This window comes from Pasteurella testudinis DSM 23072 (assembly GCF_900176075.1).
Classification (GTDB): domain Bacteria; phylum Pseudomonadota; class Gammaproteobacteria; order Enterobacterales; family Pasteurellaceae; genus Chelonobacter; species Chelonobacter testudinis.
The window spans coordinates 1-7682 of sequence record NZ_FWWV01000036.1; the positions used below are offsets into that span (position 1 = coordinate 1).

Here is a 7682-nt window from a genome sequence, read left to right on the forward strand (position 1 = left end):
AAATAAAGTAATCATCTTAGGAAATTTGGGCAACGATCCCGAAGTTAGAACCATGCCGAACGGCGACCAAGTTGCCAATATCAGCGTAGCAACTAGCGAATCTTGGACTGACAAGCAATGGGCGGCTTTTTTGCAAGGAAACAAAAATGCCTAATTGGTGCTGCGGTGACCTGAAAATCAGAGGTCATATTGATGACGTGAAAAAATTCCTTGATGAATCAATCTATCAAGGTGGTTCTATAACTAAAAACGGCGATGAATTGGAATTGGACAATGTCAGTGGACATATTAATGGCACTCGTCGCTGCTTTATCGATTCTGAATATACAGAATGCTTTTACGAAGATGATAATCATCAAATTATCGTTGTTATCCCGACTGAACATGCATGGGGACCATACCTTCAAGAGTTTCAAGTGTTAAGTCGGGAATTCAATGTTGATTTTAGATTCTATGGTTTCGAAAGAGGGGGGAAATTCAACTGTGAATTTGAAATTCTCAAAGGAGAATTAACTCTAAATCGCATAATTGGATTTAATGATTACGATTGGGAATGTCCGCACCCTTTGATGGGCGGATAGATCATATTTTTATCACATGAGAGGAAACAAAAATGCCTAAATTTATTAAATTAACACAAAAAGATATGGATTCAATACACTTCAATATCGATCATATTTCTGCAATTTTAGATAATGATTCAGGTGCTTGCGTGACTACTACAGGTTGTGATGAAACTTATTATATCGTTAAAGAAACACCCGAACAGATTTTAGAACTAATCCGAGCCGCTGAATAAGCGGTTTTTTATTGTAGAAAGAAAATGGAGCATAAAATAAAAATAGTATATGGCGGCAAAGAAGAGTTGAGTTTTCAGCAGCTCGAATGCTCTTGTGTCTGGAAATCAAGAAAGTTTTACGCTTACGAAGATTATCAAATTGCGCTACGCCGTGCGGCAGAAGAACAACATTTAACAGGGGAAACAAAATGAGAAAAATTATTCAGATTGCCTGCGGCGGTGAATATCAAGATATTGACCTGACTACAGCATTATGCAATGACGGAACAGTATGGCAAATCGGTATTTTTGAACAGGGTTGGTCGAAGTTCCCAGATATTCCACAAGACAAAGAAATCAAGGAAAACGAAACCGTCAAAGAAATAACATTTGACTGGGACACGATTATCCGTGACCGTACACTATTACGCACTCGTGACGGATTAAAAGCATTAATATTATCAAAGGATAACAATAGTGAATTTCCACTAAACGGTGTAATTATAAATAATAGTGGGTGGCTCATAACTACATCATATTCGATAAAAGGCAGAACCGGCTACTCAGCCGACCAGACTGACGACATCGTCGGTTACTGGGAGGAAGCTAACAATGAGTAAACCATTTGACTTAGAAAAGGCATTGGCGGGTGAACCGATAAATTTTAACGGCGAAAAAGCCTACATAGTCCAAAGCCCAAGAAGTTCAGAATGCGTTCTTGTTGAAACTGAATCAGGTGAGACGCATGGTTATTCAAAACCTTATATCTGCTCAAAAAATGATGTCCTTATGTGGCAAGACAAACCGCAAATCGACGAAAACGGACGGTATTTGAGTGAGCCGATAAAAGGTGATGATGTGTATTTTCCAGATTGCGCAAATAGAAGTTTTCTAGTGTGCGTGCTAGATTATGACCCTGAAGACGAATATGATAAGGACACAATCAAAAATAAACCCATTTTCGCAAAAAGAGAAGCCGCAGAATTTGAAGCAATTAAACTCAACATCGAAAGATACTGCCCCATCGAAAACGCCAAGCTAGTTATGTATTTCGGCAAAGTGTACAGCGTGCCGAAATGGGCAAAGTGGATTTCAATAGATCTGAGTGGTTCAATATATGTTCATTCTGGGAAACCGGATTTAGACAATGGTGAATGGTTAACACTTTCTGACAGTAAATCAAAATTGATTGCGGAATGTGACTATTGTGACGACTGGCCAGACAGCTTAAGAGAGGTTTAGGTGGTATCTAACAACTGGATTAAAACCTACTCGCACAAGCACATCGACTACACCGCACCCGACCCAAATCAAATCTGCATTACCGACATCGCGCACCATTTAAGCCTTGAAAATCGCTTTATGGGGCAGTCCGAAGCGCCCTACTCCGTTGCTAATCATCTGCTATTTTGTTTAGCAATCGCCGAGCATTTGGGCTACCCCCCGTATTTGTGCTTGAGAGTGCTAATGCACGATTTCGCCGAAGCTTACGTCAAAGATGTGCCGACGCCGCTCAAACGATTGCTACCTGATTTTATGGCGATTGAGGCACGTTTTGAACAAGCTATCGAAGTGCGGTACGGCTTGCCGGAAATCAGCGACACCGAGAAAGATTTAGTGAAGCGGGTTGATTTGATTGCGCTGAAAATGGAAAAAGAAGCGTTATTGAGCAATGAAAGCGACTGGGCGCAACTGGAAGGTGTGACAACCGTCCCTATTCCGCTCAAAGTGCTATCACCCAAAACTGCCGAAGCTGAATTAAAGCAAGCGTTTCACCGTGCTTACGAAGCGGTTTTTAATAGAATCCTCTCGCCAAGCGAAATCGAACAACAGAAACGAGTAGCTTAATCGCACGAGAAATCAACATGAAAAATTTTACTTACGGCTCAGTCTGTTCAGGCATTGAGGCGGTGACTTGCGCATGGCATTCATTCGCTACTCCACTTTGGTTTTCTGAAATTGAGCCTTTTCCAAGTGCGGTATTAGCGCACCATTTTCCCGATGTGCCGAATCTTGGAGATATGACCGCACTTGCCGACAAAATCCTTAACCGCGAAATTCCCGCGCCTGATGTGCTTGTTGGAGGCACACCTTGTCAAGCGTTCAGCGTGGCGGGCAACCGTGAAAGCCTTGACGACGAACGCGGAAATTTAACACTAAAATTTATAGAGATAGCTAATGCAATTGACCACATCAGGCACGCAGACAACAAACCACCCCTTATTATCGTTTGGGAAAATGTTCCCGGCGTTCTTTCCACAAAGGACAATGCTTTCGGATGTTTTTTGGCTGGACTGGCTTCTGGCGGAGAGCCATTCTTACCACCAGACAACAAGCGATGGGGTAACGCTGGTTATATCAATGCGCAAAGGACAGTCGTCTGGCGCACCCTCGACGCTCAATTTTTCGGAGTCCCCCAACGACGCAAAAGAGTGTTCGTTGTGGCAAGTGCTAGAAAAAGAAGTGCATGCGAAATACTTTTTGAGCGAAAGAGCCTGCCAAGGAATATTACAACGAGCGCAGAAACGCAACAAAACGTTACCGCCTTTGCTGAAACAGGCTTTGGAAAATACACTGAGCAACCCGTCGCCGACACACTAAGAGCAAGTGGCGGCAGTTGTGGAAATGGCAGCGAAAGCCTTGTTTTATCATCGCAAAAATCTGTTGCCGGCACCATTTTGGCAAATTGTGGTGATAAGCAGTGGTTAGGCAATCAAGAGGCATTCTCGGGCGATTTTTTTATTGTACACGGTACGCAAGATCCCATTGCTTCCAATAAAGCACATTGCTTGGGGAGAAATAACGGCCAAGAAAATGTGTTGTTTGAGATGAAAGGATTGGAATCTGTTAGATTACATCATAATGGCATTTCACCGACACTTAAGGCAAGAATGGGAACTGGTGGCGGTAACATTCCTTGCGTTGCCATTGCTGGAAACATCATTAATCGTGCTGATAATGCAGGCGGAAACGGCGTGGGCGCAGATGATAGCGGTGTTATGTACACGCTAACAAGCACTGATATTCACGCTGTTTCAACCAATACCGCGGTGAGAAAATTAACCGTAACTGAGTGCGAGAGATTGCAGGGTTTTTATGGAGTAACAATGGCAAATTTAACAGCGATGACTAAAGATGAATTTATAGCTTATAACATACATATTGGGAAAATTATTGTTAATACTGAGAAAGGAGTTGTTTACACAACTAAAGGGCCAGGCGGAATACCCTTAAAAACACCTAAAGCACTCAAGGGCTCAGTGTTAAATGGATATTTGGTTGTATCAATAAAAATTGGTGTCGTAAAAAGACAGTGCAGAATTCATAGAATTATATGGATAGCACAAAACGGCATAATTCCACGAGGTAAAGTTATTGATCATATAAATAACAACAAGCAAGATAACAGAATTGAAAATTTACAACTGTTATCCCCACAAGAAAATAGTACCAAGGCATTTAAAGATGGGTGCTATAAAATCAAATCTAAGCTAAATCCTATTTATCACCCGATTATTTGCGCAGAATACAATAGCACAGGTATAACAATGAGAGAGTTAGCTAATAAATATGCAATAAGTAAATCAAGAATAGCGCAAATAATAAAACATTGTGATTACACACGCATTCCGTATCGCAAGAAACCTGCCGAAGATTGCCCTGATTCACCGCGATATAAGGCGATAGGAAACAGTATGGCTGTGCCTGTTATGCGCTGGATTGGCGATCGCATATCCAGCTATATCAGTAAATAACTTTTGATACCGCTTGATATTTGACAATGTTAAAGTCATGTATTACTATCCCGCTAACGGTGCTCAACACACCTCGACTCAAAGCGGAAAGCAACCGCATTTTTGCGGTTTTTTTATATCCTGATTTTATGATCGGGTGGCGTTTCGTACATACAATACCGCAAGGGAAAACGAAAGGCTGACTTTGAGCAGTGTTGAAGCACCCGATCACCCTATCTCAACAGTAGGGCAATTAAAATCACTCAAAGGATATAAATTATGACAACTCAATTATCAATTTTAAATACGCCGATCCGTACTTTTGAAAATCTTTATTCGCTGAACGATCTACATATTGCAAGTGGTGGTGAAGATAAACACCGTCCAACTTTTTTTATTCGTCTTGATACAACAAAAGATTTAATCACTGAAATTGAGAATGAAAATTCTGATGTGCAGATCTGCACATCAAAAAACTCTGATACACAGATCTGTGTATCACATAAATCCTTACGCACTGGTATCAATAAAGGCACATGGGCTTGCGAAGAATTAGTACTTGCCTACGCTACTTGGATAAGCCCAAAATTCCATTTAATCGTACTGCGTGCGTTCTTGGCGATGCACAAAGGCCAACCTCAACAACTTGCATTGCCGGAACCTGAAAAGAAGATTGACAATGAAAATCAACCACAATATACTGGAGCCCTCTCAAAAAATACAAAGCGGCTTCCGCACCCGACAGACCTTGCGGTTTTTTTATGCCTAAAAGACAATGGCGGGTCGATAGCTGGGAAATACAATACCTTAATGGGAATACCTAGCAACAGGTTTCTTTGTATGCCTGAGAGTGAGTCCCGCCACCCTCAACCAAATGTGGCTAATCTCTCAAAAAATACAAAGGAGTTAGCTATGGCTAATATCATCACAGCCCACTACAACGGCACTGAAGTTTTCTTCCAAAACGATGCTTTTCTTAATGCAACTGCGATTGCAAAGCATTTTAACAAGCTACCAAATGAATGGTTACGCTTAGACAGCACGCAAGAATACATTGAATTACTGTGTAAAAAACTAAATACGGAAAAATCCCGTATTTTAAAAACAACCCGAGGTGTTAATGGTGGAACTTGGCTACACCGTCGATTAGCAGTTGCTTTCGCCCGATGGCTAAATGTTGACTTTGCTATCTGGTGTGATGAACAAATTGAAAATATTCTAATCGGACAAAACAAACCGCAACAACTGGCATTGCCGGAACCTGAAAAAGTCTTCAATCTGCAACTCACCGAAGACGAACTAAAAACCTTATCTTGGCTTTGGAAAGCCGCAGTCCGCATGAGTGGCATTCTCGGCATGCTCTACCCTGCACTGATTAAGCTCGGTTCCAGTTTCGCACCGTCTGTATGTGGTTGTTCAACCGAATATGAGCGTACCTTCGAAAGCGCCCGAAAAATCCTTGTGCGTGCCACTCAAGATATCGAAATTGACAAGCTCAACCGCAATGGCTGGAATAACGTTCTGCCAGAACTGCGCCGTGGCGAAGTCAACAGCTTAAATTAACCCGATCGACCGCACTTTCACTTGATTAATGCAAGTGCGGTTGCCGCACCCAAAATTTAATAGCGAGGTATAAAAATGAGCTGCAACTGTATTGCGATATATGAACAAAAAATTAAAGAAGATTTAATTAACAACGGAATCAATATTATAGGAGACGTTAATATTGAGACTTGTTTTCCATTAAAAGGTTGGAAAGTAGGCAGAAAAAGAACTTCTTCCGGCGTTTCATATAAAATCTATACAAACGGTAGAAACGGCAATATTAAAGAGGTTAACCGTAAAACAAAAATCATTCATCAATACTGCCCTTTTTGCGGCAACAAGCACGAGGACTAACTATGTACTGGTTTAAAAACGCAATTATTTATCGCATTAAAAAAGAGCTGGACTGGAGCAATTTACAGCCTCGGTTAGCGCAAGAAGCATTTACACCGTGCGCCAGCTTTGACGCAAGTAAATTCGGCTGGATTGAGCCGCTGGATAGCGAATCACTACACCACTCTGCTAACGGCTTTATTCTGCTTGTTGCGCAACGAGAAGAAAAAATCCTGCCGGCACACGTCATCAATAAAGAGCTAAAGCAGCGTGTTGATAGCTTGGAAGAAAAAGAGCAACGCAAACTGAGTAAAGTCGAAAAGCAGTCAATTAAAGATGATGTTGTAGCAATGCTCTTGCAGCGTGCATTCAGCAAGTTCAAGCAGACCGCACTTTTAATCGACACCAAGCAAAGACTGATTTACGTCGACGCAGCCTCAACCAAACAAGCCGAAGATGTCCTGTCGTTACTGCGAAAAACCCTAGGCTCGCTTCCGGTTGTGCCGCTGGCGTTCGCTAATAATCCGTCGGCACTAATGACCGATTGGGTTAAAAACGACAGCATGCCGGATTGGCTAACGCTGCTTGATGAAGCGGAATTAACATCAACCACCGATGACGCCGTTATCCGCTGCAAGCGGCAAGACCTAGAAAGCGAAGAGATGGAACAGCACTACGGCGCCGGAAAGTCTATTACTAAATTAGCGCTGTATTGGGAAGACCATTTGAACTTTGTACTCACTCAAGACTGTGCGCTAAAACGCTTGAAATTTGCCGACAATATCCGTGAACAAAATGACGACATTTTGAAAGAGGATTATTCGCAGAGATTTGACGCGGATTTTATTTTGATGACATCTGAGTTATCTCAATTATTTGACTTATTGAGTAATGAATTTGGTGTGGAGAAAGAAATAGAATGGGAAATAGTAAACAAGAATTAATCATCTGCGCTGCCGTTGAGTTTTTTAACATATGACGAGCTTTTGAAAGATAAAGAGCGGTTGGATTTTATCCAGAGCCTAAAATTGGATATTACAACTGATGGAGATTATTTTAAGGTTAAGGAATTTCAATTGCCGGACATATGCTCCTTTACTATATCGTATTGTGTCAGAAGGGCAATTGATAACGCAATTAAGGAGATGAACGATGAGTAAAATAACTATCGATAAAAACAAATATGACGAGCTTTTAGCAGATAGAAAGCGGTTGCGTTTTATTCAGAAAAATAGAGTAAGCATTATCTATTTCGGGAATAAATGCCTTGCGGCCGCCGAAAATATCGGCTT

General features: G+C 41.5%; 9 protein-coding genes and 5 pseudogenes. All 14 read left to right on the plus strand.

Translation table 11 applies throughout. From position 1 onward, the window contains the following. Positions 1–115, plus strand: a pseudogene (gene ssb / locus B8880_RS10880) (single-stranded DNA-binding protein); the annotation flags it as partial. Positions 116–146: 31 nt separating this feature from the next. After that, positions 147–581 (plus strand): hypothetical protein, encoded by a 435-nt coding sequence (locus B8880_RS10885; protein WP_084257635.1) that lies wholly within the window; start codon positions 147–149, stop codon positions 579–581. 32 nt (positions 582–613) lie between these two features. Continuing rightward, positions 614–799, plus strand: a complete 186-nt coding sequence (locus B8880_RS10890; RefSeq protein ID WP_084257636.1) for a hypothetical protein — start codon at positions 614–616, stop codon at positions 797–799. Positions 800–823: 24 nt separating this feature from the next. Beyond that, positions 824–991 carry a hypothetical protein gene (locus B8880_RS14430; protein ID WP_159460746.1) on the plus strand — a complete coding sequence of 56 codons (168 nt, stop codon included), beginning with the start codon at positions 824–826 and terminating at the stop codon, positions 989–991. Further along, on the plus strand, positions 988–1398 hold the full coding sequence (locus tag B8880_RS10895) for a hypothetical protein (protein WP_084257637.1): 411 nt from the start codon (positions 988–990) through the stop codon (positions 1396–1398). The genes B8880_RS14430 and B8880_RS10895 overlap by 4 nt, the downstream gene beginning before the upstream one ends. Then, positions 1391–2020, plus strand: a complete 630-nt coding sequence (locus tag B8880_RS10900) for a hypothetical protein (RefSeq protein WP_084257638.1) — start codon at positions 1391–1393, stop codon at positions 2018–2020. The genes B8880_RS10895 and B8880_RS10900 overlap by 8 nt, the downstream gene beginning before the upstream one ends. Continuing rightward, on the plus strand, positions 2021–2626 hold the full coding sequence (locus B8880_RS10905) for a hypothetical protein (protein WP_084257639.1): 606 nt from the start codon (positions 2021–2023) through the stop codon (positions 2624–2626). It abuts the gene before it with no gap. A gap of 17 nt (positions 2627–2643) precedes the next feature. After that, positions 2644–4215 (plus strand): annotated as a pseudogene (locus tag B8880_RS10910) (DNA cytosine methyltransferase); the annotation flags it as partial. Between the two features lie 180 nt (positions 4216–4395). Next, positions 4396–4533, plus strand: a pseudogene (locus B8880_RS14860) (DNA cytosine methyltransferase); the annotation flags it as partial. A gap of 258 nt (positions 4534–4791) precedes the next feature. After that, positions 4792–5196 (plus strand): annotated as a pseudogene (locus B8880_RS14685) (KilA-N domain-containing protein); the annotation flags it as partial. 270 nt (positions 5197–5466) lie between these two features. Beyond that, positions 5467–5718: pseudogene (locus B8880_RS14865) on the plus strand (KilA-N domain-containing protein); the annotation flags it as partial. Positions 5719–5763: 45 nt separating this feature from the next. After that, positions 5764–6075, plus strand: a complete 312-nt coding sequence (locus B8880_RS14870; protein ID WP_418889034.1) for a P22AR C-terminal domain-containing protein — start codon at positions 5764–5766, stop codon at positions 6073–6075. Between the two features lie 75 nt (positions 6076–6150). Next, the gene (locus tag B8880_RS10925; protein WP_084257641.1) at positions 6151–6411 is read left to right on the plus strand and encodes a hypothetical protein; all 261 of its coding nucleotides are present in this window, start codon (positions 6151–6153) and stop codon (positions 6409–6411) included. A gap of 2 nt (positions 6412–6413) precedes the next feature. After that, positions 6414–7334, plus strand: a complete 921-nt coding sequence (gene rdgC / locus B8880_RS10930) for a recombination-associated protein RdgC (RefSeq protein ID WP_084257642.1) — start codon at positions 6414–6416, stop codon at positions 7332–7334. Positions 7335–7682: the final 348 nt, after the last annotated feature.